The organism is Pseudomonas sp. PICF6, from assembly GCF_009831705.1.
Classification (GTDB): Bacteria; Pseudomonadota; Gammaproteobacteria; order Pseudomonadales; family Pseudomonadaceae; genus Aquipseudomonas; species Aquipseudomonas rhizophila.
Window position 1 is genome coordinate 157162 of sequence record NZ_WUUD01000035.1, and the last position, 21727, is coordinate 178888.

At 62.1% G+C, this 21727-nt stretch carries 16 protein-coding genes and 2 riboswitches; of the genes, 6 read left to right on the plus strand and 10 right to left on the minus strand.

The annotated features are described in order from the left end of the window. Positions 1-59: 59 nt before the first annotated feature. Together GSM73_RS25330 and GSM73_RS25335 are read right to left on the minus strand one after the other, a co-directional pair. Positions 60-377, minus strand: coding sequence for an SCP2 sterol-binding domain-containing protein (locus tag GSM73_RS25330; protein WP_160894175.1), 318 nt, complete (start codon positions 375-377; stop codon positions 60-62). Positions 378-428: 51 nt separating this feature from the next. Then, positions 429-1139: a histidine phosphatase family protein gene (locus GSM73_RS25335; RefSeq protein ID WP_047227818.1), complete on the minus strand. Its 711-nt coding sequence runs from the start codon at positions 1137-1139 to the stop codon at positions 429-431. Positions 1140-1368: 229 nt separating this feature from the next. On the opposite strand from GSM73_RS25335, the gene sohB reads away from it, so the two are divergent. Continuing rightward, positions 1369-2400: a protease SohB gene (sohB, locus tag GSM73_RS25340; RefSeq protein WP_047227819.1), complete on the plus strand. Its 1032-nt coding sequence runs from the start codon at positions 1369-1371 to the stop codon at positions 2398-2400. Between the two features lie 202 nt (positions 2401-2602). Here the strand turns inward: sohB and GSM73_RS25345 are convergent, their stop codons facing one another. The 4 genes from GSM73_RS25345 to metH all read right to left on the minus strand — a co-directional run bounded on the left by GSM73_RS25345 (position 2603) and on the right by metH (position 9320). Continuing rightward, entirely contained in the window at positions 2603-3097 is a 495-nt protein-coding gene (locus GSM73_RS25345; RefSeq protein ID WP_047227820.1) for a DUF934 domain-containing protein, read from the minus strand. Further along, positions 3081-4739 carry a nitrite/sulfite reductase gene (locus GSM73_RS25350; protein WP_047227821.1) on the minus strand — a complete coding sequence of 553 codons (1659 nt, stop codon included), beginning with the start codon at positions 4737-4739 and terminating at the stop codon, positions 3081-3083. The genes GSM73_RS25345 and GSM73_RS25350 overlap by 17 nt, the downstream gene beginning before the upstream one ends. A 538-nt stretch (positions 4740-5277) precedes the next feature. Next, positions 5278-5496 (minus strand): DUF2970 domain-containing protein, encoded by a 219-nt coding sequence (locus GSM73_RS25355; RefSeq protein WP_160894177.1) that lies wholly within the window; start codon positions 5494-5496, stop codon positions 5278-5280. Positions 5497-5609: 113 nt separating this feature from the next. Continuing rightward, positions 5610-9320, minus strand: coding sequence for a methionine synthase (gene metH, locus GSM73_RS25360; protein WP_160894179.1), 3711 nt, complete (start codon positions 9318-9320; stop codon positions 5610-5612). A gap of 154 nt (positions 9321-9474) precedes the next feature. Here metH and GSM73_RS25365 point away from each other — a divergent pair, with 154 nt between their 5' ends. Both GSM73_RS25365 and nfuA read left to right on the plus strand, forming a co-directional pair. Beyond that, positions 9475-11766, plus strand: a complete 2292-nt coding sequence (locus GSM73_RS25365) for a fatty acid cis/trans isomerase (protein ID WP_160894181.1) — start codon at positions 9475-9477, stop codon at positions 11764-11766. 94 nt (positions 11767-11860) lie between these two features. Next, positions 11861-12445 (plus strand): Fe-S biogenesis protein NfuA, encoded by a 585-nt coding sequence (nfuA, locus tag GSM73_RS25370; protein WP_003182850.1) that lies wholly within the window; start codon positions 11861-11863, stop codon positions 12443-12445. Positions 12446-12635: 190 nt separating this feature from the next. Here nfuA and cobM read toward each other — a convergent pair whose 3' ends face one another. The 4 genes from cobM to GSM73_RS25390 form a co-directional block, all read right to left on the minus strand. Next, positions 12636-13382, minus strand: a complete 747-nt coding sequence (gene cobM, locus GSM73_RS25375; RefSeq protein WP_047227825.1) for a precorrin-4 C(11)-methyltransferase — start codon at positions 13380-13382, stop codon at positions 12636-12638. Positions 13383-13457: 75 nt separating this feature from the next. Continuing rightward, complete coding sequence (locus GSM73_RS25380; RefSeq protein ID WP_076384038.1) at positions 13458-13862, minus strand: cobalamin biosynthesis protein; 405 nt, start codon at positions 13860-13862, stop codon at positions 13458-13460. Beyond that, on the minus strand, positions 13859-14554 hold the full coding sequence (locus GSM73_RS25385) for a CbtA family protein (RefSeq protein ID WP_047227827.1): 696 nt from the start codon (positions 14552-14554) through the stop codon (positions 13859-13861). Before GSM73_RS25385 ends, GSM73_RS25380 begins: the two co-directional genes overlap by 4 nt. Positions 14555-14565: 11 nt before the next feature. Next, positions 14566-14754, minus strand: a complete 189-nt coding sequence (locus GSM73_RS25390) for a CbtB-domain containing protein (protein ID WP_047227828.1) — start codon at positions 14752-14754, stop codon at positions 14566-14568. A gap of 101 nt (positions 14755-14855) precedes the next feature. After that, positions 14856-15079, minus strand: a riboswitch (cobalamin riboswitch). Positions 15080-15279: 200 nt separating this feature from the next. Continuing rightward, a riboswitch (cobalamin riboswitch) is annotated at positions 15280-15494 on the plus strand. Between the two features lie 98 nt (positions 15495-15592). Between GSM73_RS25390 and cobW the strand changes: the two genes are divergently transcribed. The 3 genes from cobW (at position 15593) to GSM73_RS25405 (ending at position 21618) form a co-directional block, all read left to right on the plus strand. After that, positions 15593-16657: a cobalamin biosynthesis protein CobW gene (gene cobW / locus GSM73_RS25395; protein WP_047227829.1), complete on the plus strand. Its 1065-nt coding sequence runs from the start codon at positions 15593-15595 to the stop codon at positions 16655-16657. A gap of 3 nt (positions 16658-16660) precedes the next feature. Further along, positions 16661-20422: a cobaltochelatase subunit CobN gene (gene cobN / locus GSM73_RS25400; RefSeq protein ID WP_160894183.1), complete on the plus strand. Its 3762-nt coding sequence runs from the start codon at positions 16661-16663 to the stop codon at positions 20420-20422. A gap of 194 nt (positions 20423-20616) precedes the next feature. Then, the gene (locus GSM73_RS25405) at positions 20617-21618 is read left to right on the plus strand and encodes an ATP-binding protein (protein WP_107322655.1); all 1002 of its coding nucleotides are present in this window, start codon (positions 20617-20619) and stop codon (positions 21616-21618) included. Positions 21619-21727 lie beyond the last annotated feature (109 nt).

Genomic DNA, 21727 nt, shown 5'->3' on the forward strand with positions numbered 1-21727 from the left:
CCCGCCACAGAGGCGGGATTCGTTTGCAGCCAGGGCGCCCGTAGAAAGGGCAAGCAGACTCAGGCCGGGAACAATTCGGACAGCTTCATCGACAGCATCATGTCGCCTTCGACGCGCAGCTTGCCGCCCATGAACGCTTGCATGCCGTCGGTATCGCCGCTGACGATGCCCTTGAGGGTTTCGCTGTCCATGATCAGCGTGCAGTTGGCGTTCTCATTTTCGCCTTCTTGCAGCTCACAGGTGCCATCCTTGACGATCAGGGCGTAGTGCTTGTCTTCGTCAGTGATGTTGAAACCAAATATCAAGTCCAGGCCGGTAGCGGCGTCTGGGTTGAACTTGGCTTTCATGGCTTGTACGGCGTCGGCTACGGAGGTCATGGTTTCGATCCTTATTTGGGTTATACAGCAAGGGTCTACAGTGATCCGGACTCAGCGAAAGGTGATGAGGTCCGGGGCCTTCAGCAGTTGCAGGTGGGCATGACTGTTGAAGGAAGCCAGGGCCACCTCGCGGCCCCTGAATTTCAGGTGGTTGAGCGAGGTGTTGACGATTTGCCAGTTCAGTTCGAAGGCCTGCCGCGCAGGCATCTGGGTGATCAGGTGGAGCAGGGCGGTGATGGTCCCGCCGGAAGTGAACACGGCGATTTTCTGGGAATTGTCGGCTTGCTCCAGAATGCGCTGCAGGCCGGTCTGCACGCGTTCGACGAAACCCAGCCAGCTTTCCAGTTCGGGCGGGTCGTACTGGCCGCTGAGCCAGCGCTCGATGATCAACGCGAAGATGCGCTGGAACTCGGCGCGGTTCTGTGCGGCATTGCGCAGAATGTACAGGGCTTCGGGTTCCTGGGGCAGCATGTCCGGCAGCAGGGCGCGGATCACCGCGTCGGCATCGAACTCATTGAACGCCGAATCGATCTCCAGCCCGGGAACCGGCAGCCCGGCGGCGGACATCTGGCCCAGCGCACCGGTGGCGGTATCCTGCTGGCGACGCAGGTCGCCCGAGAGGCAGCGATCGAACACGACACCCAGTTCGGCCAGGTGGCTGCCCAGCACTTGGGCCTGGCGTACACCGTTTGGCGAAAGGACATCGTAGTCGTCCGCACCAAAGGAGGCCTGGCCATGTCGAATCAGATAGATACTGCCCACGTCCGCGTCATCCCGGTACGTTGAAGGTTTGGCGAGGTTATGAGGATGGCGGTGAGCTGTCAATGAAAAAACATACGCTTGTTTGAAATGCCTGTTACAGCCTTGTCCAGCTGCGCTCCCGTTAAGGTAACCACAGGTTTCACGGCTGGTCGTGGCGCAGGCGCATGGGTATGCTGAACGTGTTGAGTGCCCGCCCTTGAGCGGCGTTTTGAATTTATTAGGAGCCATCGTGGAGTTTTTCATCGAATACGCCAGTTTCCTGGCCAAGACCGTGACGCTGGTGATCGCCATCCTGGTGGTGCTGGCCAGTTTTGCTGCCCTGCGCAGCAAGGGCCGGCGCAAGTCTGCCGGCCAGTTGCAGGTGAGCAAACTCAACGACTTCTACAAGGGACTGCGTGAGCGCCTGGAGCAGACGCTGCTGGATAAAGACCAGCTCAAGGCCCTGCGCAAGACCGAAGGCAAGGCTGAAAAGGCCGCCAAGAAACACAAGGACAAGCCGGCGGCCAAGCCTCGGGTATTCGTGCTGGATTTTGACGGTGACATCAAAGCCTCGGCCACCGAGAGCCTTCGTCATGAAATCACCGCATTGCTGACCCTGGCGACCCCGAAGGATGAAGTGGTGTTGCGCCTGGAAAGCGGTGGCGGCATGGTCCACAGCTACGGTCTGGCCTCCTCGCAACTGGCCCGGATCCGTCAGGCCGGCGTGCCGCTGACGGTGTGCATCGACAAGGTCGCGGCCAGCGGCGGCTACATGATGGCGTGCATCGGCGAGAAGATCATCAGCGCGCCTTTTGCCATTCTTGGCTCCATCGGCGTCGTGGCCCAGTTGCCAAACGTCAACCGTCTCCTGAAGAAGCACGACATCGATTTTGAAGTGCTGACGGCCGGTGAATACAAGCGCACGTTGACGGTGTTTGGCGAAAACACCGAGAAGGGTCGGGAGAAGTTCCAGGAAGACCTGGACATCACCCATGAGTTGTTCAAGAACTTCGTGTCCAACTACCGTCCGCAACTGGCCATTGATGAAGTGGCGACTGGCGAAGTCTGGCTGGGCGTCGCAGCATTGGACAAGCGCCTGGTGGACGAGCTGAAAACCAGCGATGAATACCTGGCCGAACGAGCCAAGAGTGCCGAGCTGTACCACTTGCACTACGCCGAGCGCAAAAGTTTGCAGGAGCGTATTGGCATGGCGGCCAGTGGTTCGGTGGACCGGGTGCTGCTCAGTTGGTGGAGCCGCCTGACCCAGCAGCGGTTCTGGTAACGGCTAACCCTGTGGGAGCGAGCCTGCTCGCGATGACGGTGGTTCATCCAGCATCACCTGCTCAGGCGAGCCGCTATCGCGAGCAGGCTCGCTCCCACATTGGGTTCAGGGTGAGCTGAAGATCAGGTTCCGCACCAATCATCCATCCATAAAAAAGCCCTGAACCGGAACACCCGGATCAGGGCTTTTTTTGTATCAGGTTTCAGCGACGACGAAACAACGGCAACGGTTCGTCAGTGGCAGCCTGGTAGGTCACCGAGAAATCCTTGAGGCTTTCGAGGGCTTCAAAGGGGTCCTTGTCGGCGCGCAAGGCAAAGGCGTCGAAACCGCAACGGCGCATGTAGAACAATTGGTCGCGCAGCACATCGCCAATCGCCCGCAATTCGCCCTTGAAGCCATAACGCTCACGCAGCAGGCGAGCGTTGGAGTAGCTGCGCCCGTCGGTGAAGGCCGGGAAGTTCAGGGCGATGACCTGGAACTGATTGGCGTCATCACCGATTTCCTCCGCCTCTTCGTCGGCGTCCAGCCACACACCCAGGCCGCCATCGCGGGCCTTGAGGGCGTGAGCATGATCGCGCCACAGGGCCAGGGGCACGATCAGGTCGTCGCAGTTGGAAATACCATCGAGGGTCGCGTCCTTGGGCAGCAGGTGCCAGGTTTCGTCGATAACCTCGTCGTTCTTAATTATTCGCTGCATAGACGCGTTCCTTGAAGAGGTCGATGCCGATACGTTGATAAGTGTCGATGAAACGCTCGTCTTCGGTACGTTGTTCGATGTAAACGTCGATCAGCTTCTCGATCACGTCAGGCATGTCGTCCTGGGCAAACGATGGGCCGAGGATCTTGCCCAGGCTGGCGTCGCGGCTACCGCTGCCGCCCAGGGAGACCTGGTAGAACTCCTCGCCTTTCTTGTCCACGCCCAGGATGCCGATGTGGCCGACGTGGTGGTGACCACAGGCGTTCATGCAACCGGAAATGTTCAGGTCCAGCTCGCCGATGTCGAACAGGTAGTCCAAGTCGTCGAAACGACGCTGGATCGACTCGGCGATAGGGATCGACTTGGCGTTGGCCAGGGAGCAGAAATCGCCGCCCGGGCAGCAGATTATGTCGGTCAGCAGGCCGATGTTCGGCGTGGCGAACCCTTGCTCGCGCAACTCGCCCCACAGGGTGAACAACTGGCTCTGTTCAACGTCCGCCAGGATGATGTTCTGTTCGTGGGAGGTGCGCAGTTGACCGAAGCTGTAGCGCTCAGCCAGGTCGGCCACGGCGTCCAGCTGCTTGTCGGTGATGTCGCCCGGCGCGACGCCGGTCGGCTTCAGGGACAGGGTCACCGCGACGTAGCCCGGTTTCTTGTGGGCCAGGGTGTTGCGAGTGCGCCAGCGGGCGAAGCCCGGATGTTCTTTGTCGAGCGCGGCCAGCTCGGCGTCCTGGTTGCTCAGGGCCTTGTAGTCCGGGTCGACGAAATGCTTGGCTACGCGATGGACTTCGGCTTCGGTCAGGGTGGTCTGGCCGCCGCGCAGGTGAGCCATTTCGGCTTCGACCTTTTCGGCGAACACTTCTGGCGTAAGGGCCTTGACCAGGATCTTGATCCGCGCCTTGTACTTGTTGTCACGACGGCCGTAGCGGTTGTACACCCGCAGGATGGCGTCGAGGTAGCTCAGCAGGTCCTGCCATGGCAAGAACTCGTTGATGAACGCGCCGACCACCGGCGTACGGCCCAGGCCGCCGCCCACCAGCACACGGAAGCCCAGCTCGCCGGCGGCGTTGTAGACCGTCTCCAGGCCGATGTCATGGACTTCAATGGCCGCACGGTCCGAGGTCGAGCCATTGATGGCGATCTTGAACTTGCGCGGCAGGTAGGCGAATTCCGGGTGGAAGGTGGTCCACTGGCGAACGATCTCGCACCAGGGGCGCGGGTCGATCAACTCATCGGCCGCGACACCGGCGAATTGGTCGGTAGTGACGTTGCGCAGGCAGTTGCCGCTGGTCTGGATCGCGTGCATCTGCACGGTGGCCAGTTCAGCCAGGATCTGGGGCACATCTTCCAGGGCCGGCCAGTTGTACTGGACGTTCTGGCGGGTACTGATGTGGGCATAGCCTTTGTCGTAGTCGCGGGCAATCTTGGCCAGCATGCGCACCTGACGCGAGGTCAGTTGGCCATAGGGCACCGCTACGCGCAGCATCGGGGCGAAGCGCTGGATATACAGGCCATTCTGCAAACGCAGAGGGCGGAATTCTTCTTCGCTCAGCTCGCCTGCCAGATAGCGTCGGGTCTGATCACGGAACTGCTTGACGCGGTCCTCGATGATCCGCTGATCGTACTCGTCATATACGTACATATAAGTCTCGTTCTCAGGCTTGGGCCGATCAGAAACAGCTGCGTGTTGGCTCGCTGGAATCGGATTCTGCCTCGGCAATTCTGCGCGCACGGCCGCGCACTCCTACAGGAGCCGGTGCAAGATACCTGTTTTGAGTTATGCGCAAAAGTGATGTTTGAGTATATGTAAAGAACCAAATCGACTAATGGGATTGATTATTGCCTAACCCACATTTGTCGTGCGGGCAATCATCGTCTTAACTGTGGTCGAGTCCCTATGCAATCACCTACAAAACCGACAAGAGGCGATGCAATGAGCAATCCGACCAAAGCAAGGAAAAGCGACAGTACTGTTGATGCCTGGGCCATTTTGTTCCTGATTATCCTGGTGGTGGGCACCGCGGTGTTCTGGGTCAGTCACCAATAGAGCGGTGGTGAAAAAACTGTGGGAGCGAGCCTGCTCGCGATAGCGGTGGTTCAGTCAGCCATGAGGTGACTGACAAACCGCTATCGCGAGCAGGCTCGCTCCCACAGGGGGGTTATGTGTGTCGTAGACAGATTTACAACCCCGCCAGATGCACCACCAGCTTGACGAAGCCAAACAGTGTCAGGGCGAAGATCACCGTGAAGGCGATGCCCAATACCACGAAGTGACTCGGCTTGCCGTGGGTGAAGTCACGGGCGCGATTCTTGCCGCTCTGCACGCCGAAGGCGGCAGCCAGCACACTGTGCACCATCTGCCACAGGGTCGGCGGCTTGTTGTCGATCGGATCGTCCATAAATCCCTCGTCTGCCATGGGTTTGGAACAAGCATAGACAAAAGATCGCAACCTGCGGCAGCCTCTACAGCAATACACAAAACCCTGTAGGAGCCTGCGATCCTTTAAGGCTCTTAGTTGTCGTAACCCAAATTCGGCGCCAACCAGCGCTCAGTCACGCTCAAGTCCTGGCCTTTGCGCGCGGTATAGCTCTGGACCTGATCCTTGTCGATCTTGCCCACGGCGAAGTATTGCGCCTGGGGATGGGCGAAATACCAGCCGCTGACGGCTGCCGCCGGGAACATGGCGTAATGCTCGGTGAGGAATACGCCGCTGCGTCCAGCCTTCAGTTCGCTGGCCTCGGGGTCGAGCAGGCGGAACAAGGTGGCCTTTTCGGTGTGATCCGGGCAGGCCGGGTAACCGGGGGCAGGGCGGATGCCGGTGTATTGCTCCTTGATCAGGGCGTCGTTGTCCAGGCTTTCGTCCTTGGCGTAACCCCAATGTTCCTTGCGCACCTGCTGGTGCAGCCATTCGGCGCAGGCCTCGGCCAAGCGGTCGGCCAGGGCCTTGACCATGATCGAGTTGTAGTCGTCGCCGGCTTCCTGGTAGGCCTTGGCGACTTCTTCGGCGCCGATGCCGGCGGTGGTGATGAAGCCGCCCACGTAGTCGGTCACACCGCTGTCCTTGGGCGCGACGAAGTCGGCCAGGGAGAAGTTCGGCTTGCCATCGGTCTTGATGATCTGCTGGCGCAGGTGATGCAGGCGGGCCAGTGGCTTGCCATCCTCGCCATAGACTTCCAGGTCGTCGTCATGCACCTGGTTGGCCGGCCAGAAGCCGAACACGGCGCGGGCGCTGATGAGTTTCTCGTCGATGAGCTTGCGCAGCATCGCCCGGGCATCGGCGTACAGGGCAGTAGCCGCTTCTCCGACCACTTCGTCGGTGAGGATGCGCGGGTACTTGCCGGCCAGGTCCCAGGAAATGAAGAACGGTGTCCAGTCGATGTATTCGGCCAGGACGTTGAGGTCAATGTTGTCCAGCACCTTGGCGCCGGTAAAGGTCGGCTTGACCGGCTGGTAGCTGCTCCAGTCGAACTGCGGTTTTTTCGCCACGGCGGCCGGGTAGCTCAAGCGTTCGGTACGGGCGCTGCGGTTGGCGGTGCGCTCGCGAACGTCGATGTACTCCAGGCGGGTTTTCTCGACGAATGCCGGCTTGAGTTCCTTGGACAGCAACTGGGTGGCCACGCCCACGGCGCGCGAGGCGTCGGTGACGTAGATCACCGCGTCGTTGCTGTACTTGGGTTCGATCTTCACTGCCGTGTGGGCCTTGGAGGTCGTGGCGCCACCGATCATCAGGGGCAGGTGGAAATCCTGGCGCTGCATCTCGCGGGCCACATGCACCATCTCGTCCAGGGACGGAGTGATCAGGCCGGACAGCCCGATGATGTCGCACTTCTGCTCCTTGGCCACCTGCAGGATCTTCTCTGCCGGCACCATCACGCCCAGGTCGACCACGTCATAGCCGTTGCAACCGAGCACCACGCCGACGATATTCTTGCCGATGTCGTGGACGTCGCCCTTGACCGTGGCCATGAGGATCTTGCCCTTGGCTTCTGGCTTGTCGCCTTTTTCCGCCTCGATGAATGGAATCAGGTGGGCCACGGCCTGCTTCATCACCCGGGCGGACTTCACCACTTGGGGCAGGAACATTTTGCCGGCGCCGAACAGGTCGCCGACGATATTCATGCCGGCCATCAACGGGCCTTCGATGACTTCGATCGGGCGGGCGAACGACAGCCGCGATTCCTCGGTGTCTTCGACGATGTGCGTGGTGATGCCCTTGACCAGCGCGTGTTCCAGGCGCTTGTTCACTTCCCAGCCACGCCACTCTTCGGTTTCCGCTTCCTTGACGCTGCCGTCGCCCTTGTACTTGTCGGCGATGGCGAGCAGGGCGTCGGTGCCTTCAGGCGTGCGGTTGAGGATCACGTCTTCCACCGCGTCGCGCAGTTCCACCGGGATCTGGTCGTAGATCTCCAGTTGGCCGGCGTTGACGATGCCCATGGTCAGGCCCGAGCGGATTGCATAGAGCAGGAACACCGAATGAATCGCCTCGCGCACCGGGTTGTTGCCCCGGAACGAGAAGGACACGTTGGACACGCCACCCGAGGTCAGCGCATAAGGCAGTTCGTCGCGGATGTAGGCGCAGGCGTTGATGAAATCCACGGCATAGTTGTTGTGCTCTTCGATACCGGTGGCGACGGCGAAGATGTTCGGGTCAAAGATGATGTCTTCCGGCGGGAAGCCGACTTCATTGACCAGGATGTCGTAGGAGCGCTTGCAGATTTCCTTCTTGCGCGCTTCGGTATCGGCCTGGCCAGCTTCGTCGAAGGCCATCACCACCACGGCGGCGCCGTAGCGTTTGCACAACTTGGCGTGATGGATGAACTGCTCGACGCCTTCCTTCATGCTGATGGAGTTGACGATGCCCTTGCCCTGGATGCACTTGAGGCCCGCTTCGATCACTTCCCACTTGGAGGAGTCGATCATGATCGGCACGCGGGAAATATCCGGTTCGCCGGCAATCAGATTGAGGAAGGTCACCATGGCCTTCTTCGAATCGAGCATGCCCTCGTCCATGTTGATGTCGATCACCTGCGCGCCGGCCTCGACCTGCTGCAGGGCCACTTCCAGGGCTTCGGTGTAGTTGTCTTCGCGGATAAGGCGGGCGAACTTGGCCGAACCGGTGATGTTGGTCCGCTCGCCGACGTTGACGAACAAGGAGCTGCGATCGATGGTGAACGGTTCCAGGCCCGACAGGCGGCAAGCCCGCGGGATCTCCGGAATCTGGCGCGGTGCGTAGCCGGCCACGGCCTTGGCGATGGCTTCGATGTGCGCCGGGGTGGTGCCACAGCAGCCGCCGACGATGTTCAGGAAGCCGCTTTGGGCAAACTCTTCGATGACTTTGGCGGTGTCCACCGGCAGTTCGTCGTATTCACCGAATTCATTGGGCAGACCGGCGTTCGGGTGCGCCGATACGTGGGTGCTGGCCTTGTTCGACAGTTCTTCGAGGTACGGGCGCAGTTCGCTGGCACCGAGGGCGCAGTTCAACCCAACGGAAATCGGCTTGGCGTGGGCGACGGAGTTCCAGAAGGCTTCGGTGGTCTGGCCGGACAGGGTGCGGCCGGACGCGTCGGTGATGGTGCCGGAGATCATGATCGGCAGTTCGACGCCTAATTCCTCATACACCCCTTGCACGGCGAAAATCGCTGCCTTGGCATTGAGCGTGTCGAAAATGGTTTCGATGAGGATCAGGTCGGCGCCGCCTTCGATCAGGCCCTTGGTGGCCTCGGTGTAGTTCTCCACCAGCTCGTCGAAGGTCACGTTGCGGTAGCCGGGGTTGTTCACGTCTGGCGACAGCGAGCAGGTGCGGCTGGTCGGGCCCAGCACGCCGGCTACGAAGCGCGGCTTGTCCGGTGTTTCCAGGGTCTTGGCGTCGGCGACCTTGCGGGCCAGGCGCGCGCCTTCCAGGTTCAGCTCGTAGGCCAGGCCCTGCATGCCGTAGTCGGCCTGGGACACCTGGGTGGCGTTGAAGGTGTTGGTTTCCAGAATGTCGGCACCGGCATCCAGGTAGGCTTTTTCGATGGCGCCGATCACATCCGGACGGCTCAGGACCAACAAATCATTGTTGCCCTTGACGTCGCTCGGCCACTCGGCGAAACGCTTGCCGCGATAGTCCTGTTCCTCAAGCTTGTAGCTCTGGATCATCGTGCCCATGCCGCCGTCGAGGATCAGAATGCGTTCCTTGAGGGCCTGCTGGAGAAGATAAAGGCGAGCGCTGCGATCGGACATAGGACTACCTGGAAAAAGACCATTACGAAGGCGGGGATGATAGCAAACCTGTACAGGATTTGATCATGGGTGGCTTTTGCATGAATCCTGCTCATGTTTGCATCGCGATGGCGGCCCGGTAGAATCGCCGGATTATCTCTTAGGGACCCGAGACATGCCGTACCGCGTCTTATTCGGCAGTCTGTTGCTGCTGTTGTCTTTTTACTCAGTGGCAAAGGATCCCGCCCCGGCGATTTCCTACACTCGCGATATCCAGCCGATCTTCACGGAAAAATGCGTCGCCTGCCACGCCTGCTATGACTCTGCGTGCCAATTGAACCTGGGCAGTGGCGAAGGCGTGTCCCGGGGCGCGAGCAAGCTGCCAGTCTATGACGGTGAACGACGCCAGGCTGCCGAACCCACCCGTTTGTTCTATGACGCCTCCGGCCAGCGGGCCTGGCAGCGCAAAGGCTTCTATTCCGTGCTGGATGCTCAAGGCAGTCAGGCCGCGCTGATGGCGCAGATGCTCGAACTGGGCCACAACACACCGTTGCAGCCCAACGCCAAGCTGCCCCAGGACATCGTGCTTGGGCTTGAGCGTGACAACAGCTGCCCGATGCCGGGGCAATTCGACGAGTACGCCGCCGCGCATCCCAAGGAAGGCATGCCTCTGGCGGTCACTGGCCTGACCGACCAGCAATATCAGACCTTGCAGCGCTGGCTGGCCGCGGGTGCACCCATCGATCAGCAAGCGCTGGCGCCGAGCGCCGCCGAAGCGTTGCAGGTGGTGCAGTGGGAAAACCTGCTCAACGCCCCCGGCGCCCGGGAAAGCCTGGTGGGCCGGTGGTTGTTCGAGCATTGGTTTCTGGCGCACATCTATTTCAAGGATGGCGAGCCGGGGCATTTCTTCCAGTGGGTACGTTCGCGCACGCCTACCGGCCAGCCAATCGATCTGATCAACACCCGCCGCCCGAACGATGACCCAGGCACCCGTGTGTATTACCGGCTCTGGCCGGTACAAGGGGTGATCGTGCACAAGACCCACATCACCTACGGGTTGAGCGCGGCGAAAATGGCGCGGATCAAGAGCCTGTTCTACAGCGGCAGATGGCAGGTCACTGCGTTGCCAGGGTACGGCCCGGAGCGCCGGGCCAACCCGTTTTCCACCTTCGAGGCGATCCCGGCCCAGGCCCGCTATCAGTTCATGCTCGATAACGCCGAGTATTTCGTGCGCACATTTATCCGCGGCCCGGTTTGCCGGGGCCAGATCGCCACGGACGTGATTCGCGACAACTTCTGGGCGTTGTTCCAGGCCCCGGAACATGATCTGTACATCACCGACCCCAATTACCGCGGCCAGGCCACACCGTTGCTGGCGATGCCGGGGCAGAATGACGACGTGGGCAGCGTCCTGAGCCTGTGGCTGGACTACCGGGACAAGCGCAACGAGTACGAAGCCTTGCGTCGCGACAACTACGCCGACCTGCCTGCGCCCAGTTGGTCGACGCTGTGGGCCGGCAACGACAATGCCTTGCTGAGCATTTTCCGGCATTTCGACAGTGCTTCGGTCACCAAGGGCCTGATTGGCGAGGTGCCGCAGACGATGTGGCTGTTCGACTTTCCATTGCTGGAGCGCACTTATTATCAGTTGGCGGTGAACTTCGACGTGTTCGGCAACGTGTCCCACCAGGCCCAGACGCGACTGTATTTCGACCTGATTCGCAACGGTGCGGAGCAGAACTTCCTGCGCCTGATGCCAGCCGATTCCCGCGAGGACTACCTCAACGATTGGTATCAGTCGGGCGGAAAATTCAAGATGTGGCTCGATTACGAGGCTATCGACGACGATAAACCCACCGCGCTCAAGCTTGACGAAGATGATCCCAAGCGCGATTTCGTCCAGCAATTGCTGGTTCGTTATGGCGACTTGAACGCGCGGCCCGATCCGATCAACCGGTGTAATGGCGCCTATTGCTCGCGTCCGAACATTGATCCGGCCTTACAGAACGCCGAACAGGCCCTCAGTCGCCTGTCTTCCCGACCGGCGGCGGGCCTGAGCGTCATCAACCAGTTGCCGGAAGCGACCATGTTGCGCGTCGAAACCGTCAGCGGTCGCCGTGAGGTCTACAGTCTGCTACGCAACCGCGCTCACAGTAACGTGGCATTTTTGCTCGGCGAGGCGCTGCGATACCAGCCGGGGCTGGACACCTTGACGGTCTTTCCGGGTGTGCTGAGCAGCTATCCGAACTTCATCTTCAACATCCCCGCCGAGCAAGTGCCGGCCTTTGTCGACGCCATGGAGGGCGCCCGGGACGGGCAGGCGTTCGAGCGGATTGTCGAGCGCTGGGGCATTCGGCGCAGTCACCCGCAGTTCTGGCAGTACTTCCATGACCTGAGCCACTACCTGCAGGAGACGCAGCCGCTGGAAAGTGGGGTGCTGGACATGAATCGCTACCAGAACCTCTGACCAGGATATCCGGGCGCTTTCCTGACAAAAATACTAGGACTTTGTCCGGCGCGATGATTGGCGTAAACTGCCGACAAGCCTGCGAGGAGTTTCCATGACCGCCATTACCATTACCGATGCCGCCCACGATTACCTGGCCGACCTGCTGTCCAAGCAGAACACCCCAGGTATCGGGATCCGCATCTTCATCACCCAGCCCGGCACCCAGTACGCTGAAACCTGCATTGCCTACTGCAAGCCGGGGGAAGAGAAACCTGAAGACACCGCGCTGGGGCTCAAGAGCTTCACCGCGTACATCGACTCGTTCAGCGAAGCGTTCCTGGACGACGCGGTGGTCGACTATGCCACCGACCGCATGGGCGGCCAGTTGACCATCAAGGCGCCGAACGCCAAGGTGCCGATGGTCAATGCCGACAGCCCGGTCAACGAGCGCATCAATTATTACCTGCAAACCGAAATCAACCCGGGGCTGGCCAGCCACGGCGGCCAGGTATCGCTGATAGACGTGGTGGAAGACGGCATCGCCGTGCTCCAGTTCGGCGGCGGTTGCCAGGGCTGCGGCCAGGCCGACGTGACCTTGAAGGAAGGCATCGAGCGCACCTTGCTCGAGCGTATCCCGGAGCTCAAGGGCGTGCGCGACGTGACCGACCACACGCAGAAAGAAAACGCCTACTACTGATAGGTGTTCGCTGCGGATAGAAAAAACGGCGCCCGTGAGCGCCGTTTTTTATGGGTGGATCCGACATCCGCGCAAGCTGATCCACCGCTTTCGCGAGCAAGCCCGCTCCCACATTGGGGCGGCGGTGATGTTCGATTTTTTAATCGCCGCAAATCCCTGTGGGAGCAAGCTCGCTCTTAAAGTTGTATTTTCAGGGCCTGTAGAGATGCGCGTGCCCGGCGCGGTAGAGCGACGACTCACTGAACACATCATTACCCAGCACGCGTCCCACCAAGATCAGCGCCGTGCGTCGAAAGCCCTTGGCCTGGACCTTTTCGGCAATGTCAGCCAGCGTACCCACCACCCAATCCTGATCCGGCCATGTCGCCCGGTGAATCACTGCGATCGGACAATCCGCGCCGTAGTGGGGCAGCAGTTCGCTGACGATTTTTTCCAGATGATTGACGCCCAAATGAATCGCCATGCTCGCCCCGTGCTGCGCCAGGCTGCCCAGTTCTTCGCCGGCGGGCATCACGGTTTTGTCTGCGTAGCGGGTGAGGATCAGGCTTTGGGACACGTCCGGCAAGGTCAGTTCGGCGCCCAGCAGGGCGGCGCAGGCGGAGGTCGCGGTCACGCCGGGGATGATCTCGAACGGGATGTCCAGTTCCCGCAGGCACCGAATCTGCTCGCCAATGGCGCCATACAGGCTCGGGTCGCCGGAGTGCACCCTGGCCACGTCCTGGCCCTTGAAGTGAGCGGCCTTGATCAACTCGATAATCTGCTCCAGGTGCAGCTCGGCGCTGTTGACCACCTGTTCGGCGCTGTGGCCTTCCAGCACGGCTGTGGGCACCAGGGAGCCGGCGTAAATGATCAGCGCGCAGCTGCGGATCAGTCGCTGACCTTTGACAGTGATCAGTTCCGGGTCGCCAGGGCCGGCGCCAATGAAATAAACGGTCATGACCGGTTCCTAAAGGTGAGTGGGCGACCCTTTGAATGAAGATCGCTCATGATCCAGGGCGCGAATTATCGGGTTTTACGACGTCACCGCCAATGCCAGCGTGGCGCTTGGGGTCTTTTGGCGAGGAATCAACAGCGTCGCAGGTGTCGCGCCCAACCGGTCGGCCAGGGCCAGGGCAGCGCTTTCGGCGATGCCATAGCAACCGGTGCGTTCAAAAGCGATCTCGGAGCGGTGACTGAGCCGCTGCTGGTAGCTGGACAATTGCTCGGCATTGAAACAGGTCAGCGGCAACTCCAGTTGCTCGGCCAGCTCCAGCAGGCCCGGCTCGTCACGCTTGAGGTCGATACTGGCCAAGGCGCGAACCTCAGAGAGCTCGATGCCGTGTGCCCGCAAAGTCTGATCAAGCAGTTCTCGCAGCGTGCTGGCCGGGCAGCCGCGTTGACAGCCCAGGCCGACCACCAGGATCGGCCCGGTGCTCATGCGTCGTGCTGAGCCTGGTCGCCACGCCGGAACAACCATGCGCTGACCAGGCCCAAGGCCAGCCAGAACGCGACGTTGGTCACTTGCGAGGCGAGCTTGAACTGGCTTTCAAGTGCTTCGGGCGCCAGCATCGAGTGGACCTCAGGCTGCGGCGCACCGATGACATGGGGCACCAGCAAGGTCGCCACGCCCAACAGTTTGAGCAACCAATGCCTGCCGAAGACAATCAGGGCGATACCTACCGCAGTGGAGGCCGCCGTGCCGATCCACCACATCTGCCGTTGGGCCAGATCGGCCGCCGCCGTACCAGGCAGCTCCGGTGGCAGGCCGAGGGTGGGGGCCAGGACAAACGTGGCATAACCGGCCAAACCCCAAAGCAATCCCTGGGACGTGCGAGTCGGCGCCCGCAGGGTGTACAAGCCCGCCAACATCAGGGCGAAACCCACCGCGACCACCAGATTGCCGCCGGTGGTGGAGAGCAGTCGTTGCCAACCGTCTTCCGGCTCCCACGCTTGGGCATCATGGGAGTGAACGGCCCCAGCGGCGTGCTCATGGTGCTCGGTAGCCGGTGCGCTTTCGTAGGTTTCGGCCTGCAGAATCAGCGGCGATACCCAGAAACTCTGGAGGAGGGTTAGCAGCAGGGCGGCCAGCAACCCGCTGAAACCGGCGGTTTGCGCGATACGCTTGATCATGTCGTCAGGTCTCAATGGCACGGGAATGCGGCGCTGTGGCGGGTGTCGTGGGCCGCGTTGTGCACCGCTTCGATGTGGGAGAAACCGGCGAAATAGACCAGGCCTGCACCGAGGATCGAGGCGAAAATCGCCGCGCTCAGGCGCTGGCTCAGGGTCGTGGAGCTGCTGGCGGTACGGGCGGTGCTGCTGATGGTCGACATGGCGCTTCCCTATGGTCTCTTGTCATCGGGTGAAGCGAGCGCAATGAAACCCCGGGCGCAGGCCCGCCAAGGTTCGAACAGCGCCCGCCCACCGCGGGTTTGTTGATGCATGAGTCATGGGCCGGTCTCCGGGCTCGCGAGGGGCAGGGCTTGTGCCTGGCCGACAAGCGTCACCTTCCCATACCGTGAGGCACAGTGGATCTGACGCTTCTCTCGCTTACCGTTGCGGGGGCAGCACCGGACTGACGTGGCCTTGAAGTAAAGCACACGATTCACCGGTTTCCCGTTTCACCCTGTGAAGGGCACCCGTAACTAGGCGCACAGGAGAGCATGGGCGGGGGCGGGGCGTCAATTGGCTGATACCCGTTGCGCCCATCGCGAGCAGGCTCGCTCCCACAGTTGAGCTTTGTTGAACATGAATTTTGTGATCGGCGAGATTTACTGTGGGAGCGAGCCTGCTCGCGATAGGGCCCGCAAGACACCACAGAACTCACCTGCGGACATTGACCCGCCCCCACACCCTGCGTAGCCTTGCGCCTTCGAGGTTCTTCGGCATTGGCCGAAGCTAAGAAGGGAACGCGGTCCAAGCCGCGGCTGCCCCCGCAACTGTGAACGGTGATGTTTCTGCAAGGCCACTGTGCATGCTCTTGACCAAGGGTGCACGGGAAGGCGCAGTAACTGCCAGTCGAATGACTGGCCCGCCGTCAGCCAGGAGACCTGCCTCGACACAGATTCTCACTACAACCGGGCGGGGTGATCCGGTGGCGAAATCTTCCGCGTGCGCCCATGCGTGCGGGTTGTCGTCCCGTTTGCCCGCCACCTTGCCAAAGGGCATCCGATGAAAACACTGGCCAAACTCCCTGTCACCATCGTCACCGGCTTCCTCGGCTCGGGTAAAACCACCTTGCTGCGGCACATGCTCGACAACGCCCAGGGCCGCCGCATCGCCGTGATCGTCAATGAGTTCGGCGAGCTGGGTATCGACGGCGAGATCCTCAAGCAGTGCTCGATCGGCTGCACCGAAGAAGAAGCCAACGGTCGCGTCTATGAACTGGCCAACGGTTGCCTGTGCTGCACCGTGCAGGAAGAGTTTTTCCCGGTGATGCGCGAGTTGGTGGCGCGGCGCGGTGACCTCGATCACATCCTTATCGAAACCTCGGGCCTGGCCCTGCCCAAACCGCTGGTCCAGGCTTTCCAGTGGCCGGAAATCCGCAGCGCCTGCACCGTCGATGCGGTCATCACCGTGGTCGACAGCCCGGCCGTGGCCGCCGGCACGTTCGCCGCGTTCCCGGACCAGGTCGATGCCCAGCGCAAACTTGACCCCAACCTGGACCACGAATCACCGCTGCACGAGCTGTTCGCCGATCAACTGGCGAGCGCCGACCTGGTGATCCTCAACAAAGCCGACCTGATCAGCCCTGAAGACCTGGCCAAGGTGCGCCTGGAAGTGGCCGAAGAACTGCCGCCGGCGGTCAAGGTCATCGAAGCCAGCAGCGGCCGCTTGCCTTTGGAAGTGTTGATCGGCCTGGGCGCCGGCTCCGAGGAGCACATCGACAGCCGCCACAGCCATCACGATCATCACCATGACGGCGACGATGATGACCATGATCATGACGCGTTCGACTCTATTTCCATCGAGCTGCCCCAGGCCGACGAAAGCCTGCTGCTGGACGCGCTGACCCAGTTGGTGGTCCAGCACGGCGTGCTACGGGTCAAGGGGTTCGCGGCCATTCCTGGCAAGCCGATGCGTTTGCTGATCCAGGGCGTGGGCACGCGCTTCGACAAACATTTCGACCGGCAGTGGGGCGCCGATGAAGCGCGGGTGACCCGTCTGGTGCTGATCGGCCAGGCGCTGGATGCCGGGCTGCTCGAAGCGCAATTGCGCGCCGCCCTCAGCGTCTAAGCCATGCACCTGCTCAGGACCCAGCCCGGCGGTTTCGTGTCGGACGACAACATTGCCGATCTCGGACAAACCCCCGCCGAGCTGGTGATCCTGTGCAGCGGCGACTCCAGCCTGGCGCTGCTGGCCGAAGCGGCGCGGCAGTTGCCGGACGACTATCCGCAGTTTCGCCTCGCCAACCCGATGCAGGTGCAAAACCACGCCTCGGTGGATCTGTATTTCGACGACGTGTTGCGTCACGCCAAGGTCATCCTGCTTTCCCTGCATGGCGGCATCGGTTATTGGCGCTACGGCATTGAACGTCTTATGGAACTGGCCGAGCGCGGGGTGAAGCTGATCCTGGTGCCGGGGGACGATCGACCCGACCCGGAACTCAGCGACCTGAGCAACGTGCCCAATGAGGATCGGGACCGGCTCTGGCAGTTCCTGCGCCAAGGCGGTTTGGGCAATGCCCTGGACCTGTTCCATAACCTGGCCAGCCAATGGTTCGGTCGCGACTATCCTTGGGGCGAACCGCAAACCCTGCCGCGCACGGCGATCTACCATCCGGAACGAACCAACGCCAGCCTGAGTGATTGGCAAAGCGACTGGCGGGCCGGGCAGCCGGTGGCGGCGGTGCTGTTTTATCGCTCCCACCTGCAAGCAGCGAACACGGCGTTCATCGACGTGTTTTGCCAGCGTCTGCAAGCGGCGGGGCTCAATCCCTTGCCCATTGCCGTGGCGAGCCTCAAGGAGCCTGCTTGCCTGGCCTTGGTTGAAGACTGGCTGGATGAGGTGGCGGCGGGGGTGATCCTCAACACCACCGGTTTCGCCCAATCGAGCCCCGAAGCGCCGCACTTGCGACCGTTTCGCCGCAATATCCCAGTGATCCAGGCGATCTGCGCCCAGGACAACGAGCCTGGCTGGCGCGCCAGTGAGCAGGGTCTGGGCCCGCGGGACCTGGCGATGCACATTGCCCTGCCAGAACTGGACGGGCGGATCATCAGTCGCCCCATCAGTTTCAAGGACCTGGCCTGGCGCAGCGAGCGCAGCCAGAGCGATGTGGTCTGCTACCGGGCCGTGCCCGAGCGCATGGATTTTGTCGCTGAGCTGGCGTGGCGCTGGACTACCCTGGCGTGCCTGCCTAACTCGCAAAAGCGCGTGGCGCTGATCCTCGCCAACTACCCGACCCGGGATGGGCGCATCGGTAACGGCGTCGGCCTGGACACCCCGGCGGCGGCAGTGAATATCCTGCGGGCCTTGGAGGCCGAGGGCTATCCGCTGCCGGCTGAACTGCCTGCGAGCGGCACCGCGCTGATCCAGCAGTTGCTCGGCGGGGTAAGCAACGACCTGGACAGTCTTGACCAACGGCCCTGTCACCAGAGCCTGGCGCTGGATGCTTACCGGGCCATGTTCGACGCATTGCCCGAGGCCAATCGCCAGGCGGTGCTGGAGCGCTGGGGCGCGCCCGAACAGGACCCGATGTTCCGCGATGGCCGGCTGATGATCGCGGGTGTGCGCCTGGGCCTGACGTTCGTCGGCATCCAGCCGGCTCGAGGCTATCAGGTCGATCCGAGCGCCGTGTACCACGACCCGGACCTGGTGCCGCCCCATGGCTACCTGGCGTTTTATTTCTGGCTGCGCAACACCTACGGGGTTCACGCGCTGATTCATGTCGGCAAGCATGGCAATCTCGAATGGCTGCCGGGCAAGGGCGTCGGGCTGTCGGAAAACTGCTGGCCGGATGCGCTGCTGGGACCGTTGCCGAACATCTATCCGTTCATCGTCAATGACCCGGGCGAGGGCGCCCAGGCCAAGCGTCGCACCCAGGCCGTGATTATCGATCACTTGATGCCGCCGCTGACCCGGGCCGAAACCTATGGGCCGCTGCGTAACCTTGAGCTGTTGGCTGACGAATACTACGAAGCGCAACTGCTCGACCCACGCCGCGCCCGGGAACTGCAGCGAGACATTCTGAATCTGGTGCGCGAAACCCACATCGACCGCGAGTTGCAACTGGACGACGACGCTGACGTGGCAATCTGGCTGCCGCGCCTGGACACTTACCTGTGCGATCTGAAGGAGTCGCAGATCCGTGACGGCCTGCACATTTTTGGCGAGTCGCCCACACAACGGTTGCGCATCGACACCTTGCTGGCGTTGCTGCGCATTCCCCGGGGGGATGGCAAGGGCGCGCAGTCGAGTTTGCTGCGGGCGCTGGCCAAGGCCTTTGCACTGGGTTTCGATCCGCTGGATTGTGCGCTGGCCGAACCCTGGACCGGCGCTTGTCCCGAAGCCTTGCGTCGGCTCAGCGACGAACCTTGGCGGACCGCTGGCGATACTCGTGAACGTTTGGAATTGTTCGCCGGGCAATTGATCGAGCAGGCCCTGGAGGGCGTGGTCGCGCAACTTGAGGCGCCGGGTTGGGAAACGGTGAACAGCATTATTGAAAACCTGCGCGGCGTCGTGGCTCCGCGTCTGGACGCTTGCGGCCCGGCGGAAATGCGCGGTTTGCTCGATGCCTTGAGCGGGCGCTTCGTGCCGGCCGGCCCCAGCGGTGCGCCCAGTCGCGGGCGCCTGGATGTGCTGCCCACCGGGCGCAACTTCTTCTCGGTGGACGTGCGCAACCTGCCGACTACCACCGCGTGGCGCATCGGTTTTCAGTCGGCGTCCCTGATCCTTGAGCGGCACTTGCAGGACCACGGCGATCACCTGCGTCAATTGGGGCTTTCGGTGTGGGGCACCGCCACCATGCGCACCGGCGGTGACGACATTGCCCAGGCCATGGCGTTGATGGGCGTGCGTCCGGTGTGGGCCACGGGCAGCCAACGAGTCGACGATTTCGAGATCCTGCCGTTGAGTCTGCTGGACCGGCCTCGGGTCGATGTCACGCTGCGGGTCTCCGGGTTCTTCCGGGACGCCTTTGCCAATCTGATCCGCCTGTTCGATGCAGCGGTGCAGGCCGTCGCCGCCCTCGACGAACCGGACGACATGAACCCCTTGGCGGCGAAGGTGCGCAGCGAGCGCCAGGCCCTGTTGGAATCGGGCCTTGAACCCGAGGTCGCGGCCCGTCAGGCCGGGTGGCGGATCTTCGGCGCCAAGCCCGGCGCCTACGGCGCGGGTGTGCAGGGTGCCATCGACGGCCGCCTGTGGCAGAGCCGCGAAGACCTGGCGCAGGTCTACCTGAATTGGGGTGGCTACGCCTACGGCGCCGGCGATGAAGGCACTGCCGCCCGGGAGCAGTTCTCCCGGCGCCTTAGCCAGGTGCAGGCGGTGTTGCAGAACCAGGACAACCGCGAACACGACCTGCTCGATTCCAACGATTACTACCAATTCCAGGGCGGCATGCTGGCGGCGGTGGAGACCCTTGGCGGCGCAACGGCGGCCAGTTACCACGGCGACCACAGCCAGCCGGACTTGCCCAAGATCCGCACGTTGAAAGAAGAGCTCAACCGCGTCATTCGTTCCCGGGCGGCCAATCCGAAGTGGATCGACGGGATCAAGCGCCACGGCTATAAAGGTGCGTTTGAACTGGCGGCGACGGTGGACAACCTGTTCGCCTTCGACGCCACCACGCAGTTGATCGACGATCACCAGTACGCCTTGCTGGCCGAGGCTTATCTGCTCGACCCCGATACCCGCGATTTCGTTCGCCAGCACAACCCCGATGCCTTGCGCGACATGACCGAGCGCATGCTCGAAGCGCAGCAGCGCGGAATGTGGCAGGAGCCCGGGGAGTATCGAGAGGCGCTGGAGAACTTGTTGTTGGACATAGAAGAAGACAGCTGACTTGCCCATTCGACGGGCTATACACAACCCCTGTGATGGGTTGACCTGTGGTGAGGGGGTTTATCCCCGCTGGGCTGCGAAGCGACCCTCTTGTCCACATTGGGAGGCCTGCTTTGCAGTCCAACGGGGATAAATCCCCTCGCCACAAGTACTCTGTTCACATCGACGTTACCGACCACCTTTGAGAGTTCAACATGACCGACACCCCTCATTTCCCGCTCTGCGCCGTGGTCGGGGCCGATGACCTGAAACTGGCCCTGTGCCTGGCTGCGATCGATCCGAAAATCGGCGGTGTGCTCATCGAAGGCCCACGGGGCATGGCGAAGTCTACGCTGGCCCGGGGGCTGGCGGACCTGTTGGCCAGCGGTCAGTTCGTCACCTTGCCTTTGGGCGCCACTGAAGAGCGGCTGGTGGGCACCCTGGATCTGGACGCGGCCCTGGGGGAGGGGCGCGCGCAGTTCTCTCCCGGCGTTTTGGCCAAGGCCGACGCCGGGGTGTTGTATGTCGATGAAGTGAACCTGCTGCCCGACCACCTGGTGGACCTGTTGCTGGACGTGGCCGCCAGCGGCACCAACCTGATCGAGCGTGACGGCATCTCACACCGGCATTCGGCGCGTTTTGTATTGATCGGCACCATGAACCCGGAAGAGGGTGAATTGCGTCCGCAGTTGCTCGACCGTTTCGGCCTGAACGTGGCGCTGGACGGCCACACCGCACCGCTTGAGCGCGGGCAGATTATTCGTCGGCGGCTGGATTTCGACAGTGATCCGGCGGCGTTCTGCGCGGAATGGGAACCGACCCAGCGGCAGTTGCGCGAACGCTGCCAACAGGCTCGCGACCGGTTGATGCAGATTCCTCTGGATGACCAGGCGCTGGCGCAGATCACCGAGCGTTGTTTTGCCGCTGGGGTCGATGGCTTGCGCGCGGACCTGGTCTGGCTGCGGGCCGCCCGCGCCCATGCTGCGTGGCGCGGGGCGGATGCCATTGCCGTTGAGGACATTGATGCGGTCGCCGAGTTTGCATTGCGTCATCGCAGGCGCGAGCCTTCGGCCCCTGCGCCGTCCCAGGCGCCGCCAGCCACCGCCGATCAAACCGCCAGGCCTGACGAAGGCCAGGGCCAGTGGGGTGACCTGCCGGCCCGGGCATTGCCCATCGGCACTCGGCGTGACGTGCCGAGCTGGCCAAAAAAGCCCTAGGCATTCGCCCCCGTTCGCCCGCGGGGGTGAATGCCAGACCCCGTGCGGGACGGTTGGACCAGGGGCGCCAGGGCCGCAGCAAAGCGGCGGCCAGCGGGGCGGTGAACTG

Excerpts from the sequence above, each read along its gene's own strand:
- GSM73_RS25330 (WP_160894175.1), bottom strand. The coding sequence starts at position 377 with ATGACCTCCGTAGCCGACGCCGTACAAGCCATGAAAGCCAAGTTCAAC.
- GSM73_RS25345 (WP_047227820.1), bottom strand. The coding sequence starts at position 3,097 with ATGCAGCGAATAATTAAGAACGACGAGGTTATCGACGAAACCTGGCAC.
- GSM73_RS25350 (WP_047227821.1), bottom strand. The coding sequence starts at position 4,739 with ATGTACGTATATGACGAGTACGATCAGCGGATCATCGAGGACCGCGTC.
- GSM73_RS25355 (WP_160894177.1), bottom strand. The coding sequence starts at position 5,496 with ATGGACGATCCGATCGACAACAAGCCGCCGACCCTGTGGCAGATGGTG.
- metH (WP_160894179.1), bottom strand. The coding sequence starts at position 9,320 with ATGTCCGATCGCAGCGCTCGCCTTTATCTTCTCCAGCAGGCCCTCAAG.
- GSM73_RS25365 (WP_160894181.1), top strand. The coding sequence starts at position 9,475 with ATGCCGTACCGCGTCTTATTCGGCAGTCTGTTGCTGCTGTTGTCTTTT.
- nfuA (WP_003182850.1), top strand. The coding sequence starts at position 11,861 with ATGACCGCCATTACCATTACCGATGCCGCCCACGATTACCTGGCCGAC.
- cobM (WP_047227825.1), bottom strand. The coding sequence starts at position 13,382 with ATGACCGTTTATTTCATTGGCGCCGGCCCTGGCGACCCGGAACTGATC.
- GSM73_RS25380 (WP_076384038.1), bottom strand. The coding sequence starts at position 13,862 with ATGAGCACCGGGCCGATCCTGGTGGTCGGCCTGGGCTGTCAACGCGGC.
- GSM73_RS25385 (WP_047227827.1), bottom strand. The coding sequence starts at position 14,554 with ATGATCAAGCGTATCGCGCAAACCGCCGGTTTCAGCGGGTTGCTGGCC.
- GSM73_RS25390 (WP_047227828.1), bottom strand. The coding sequence starts at position 14,754 with ATGTCGACCATCAGCAGCACCGCCCGTACCGCCAGCAGCTCCACGACC.
- cobW (WP_047227829.1), top strand. The coding sequence starts at position 15,593 with ATGAAAACACTGGCCAAACTCCCTGTCACCATCGTCACCGGCTTCCTC.
- cobN (WP_160894183.1), top strand. The coding sequence starts at position 16,661 with ATGCACCTGCTCAGGACCCAGCCCGGCGGTTTCGTGTCGGACGACAAC.
- GSM73_RS25405 (WP_107322655.1), top strand. The coding sequence starts at position 20,617 with ATGACCGACACCCCTCATTTCCCGCTCTGCGCCGTGGTCGGGGCCGAT.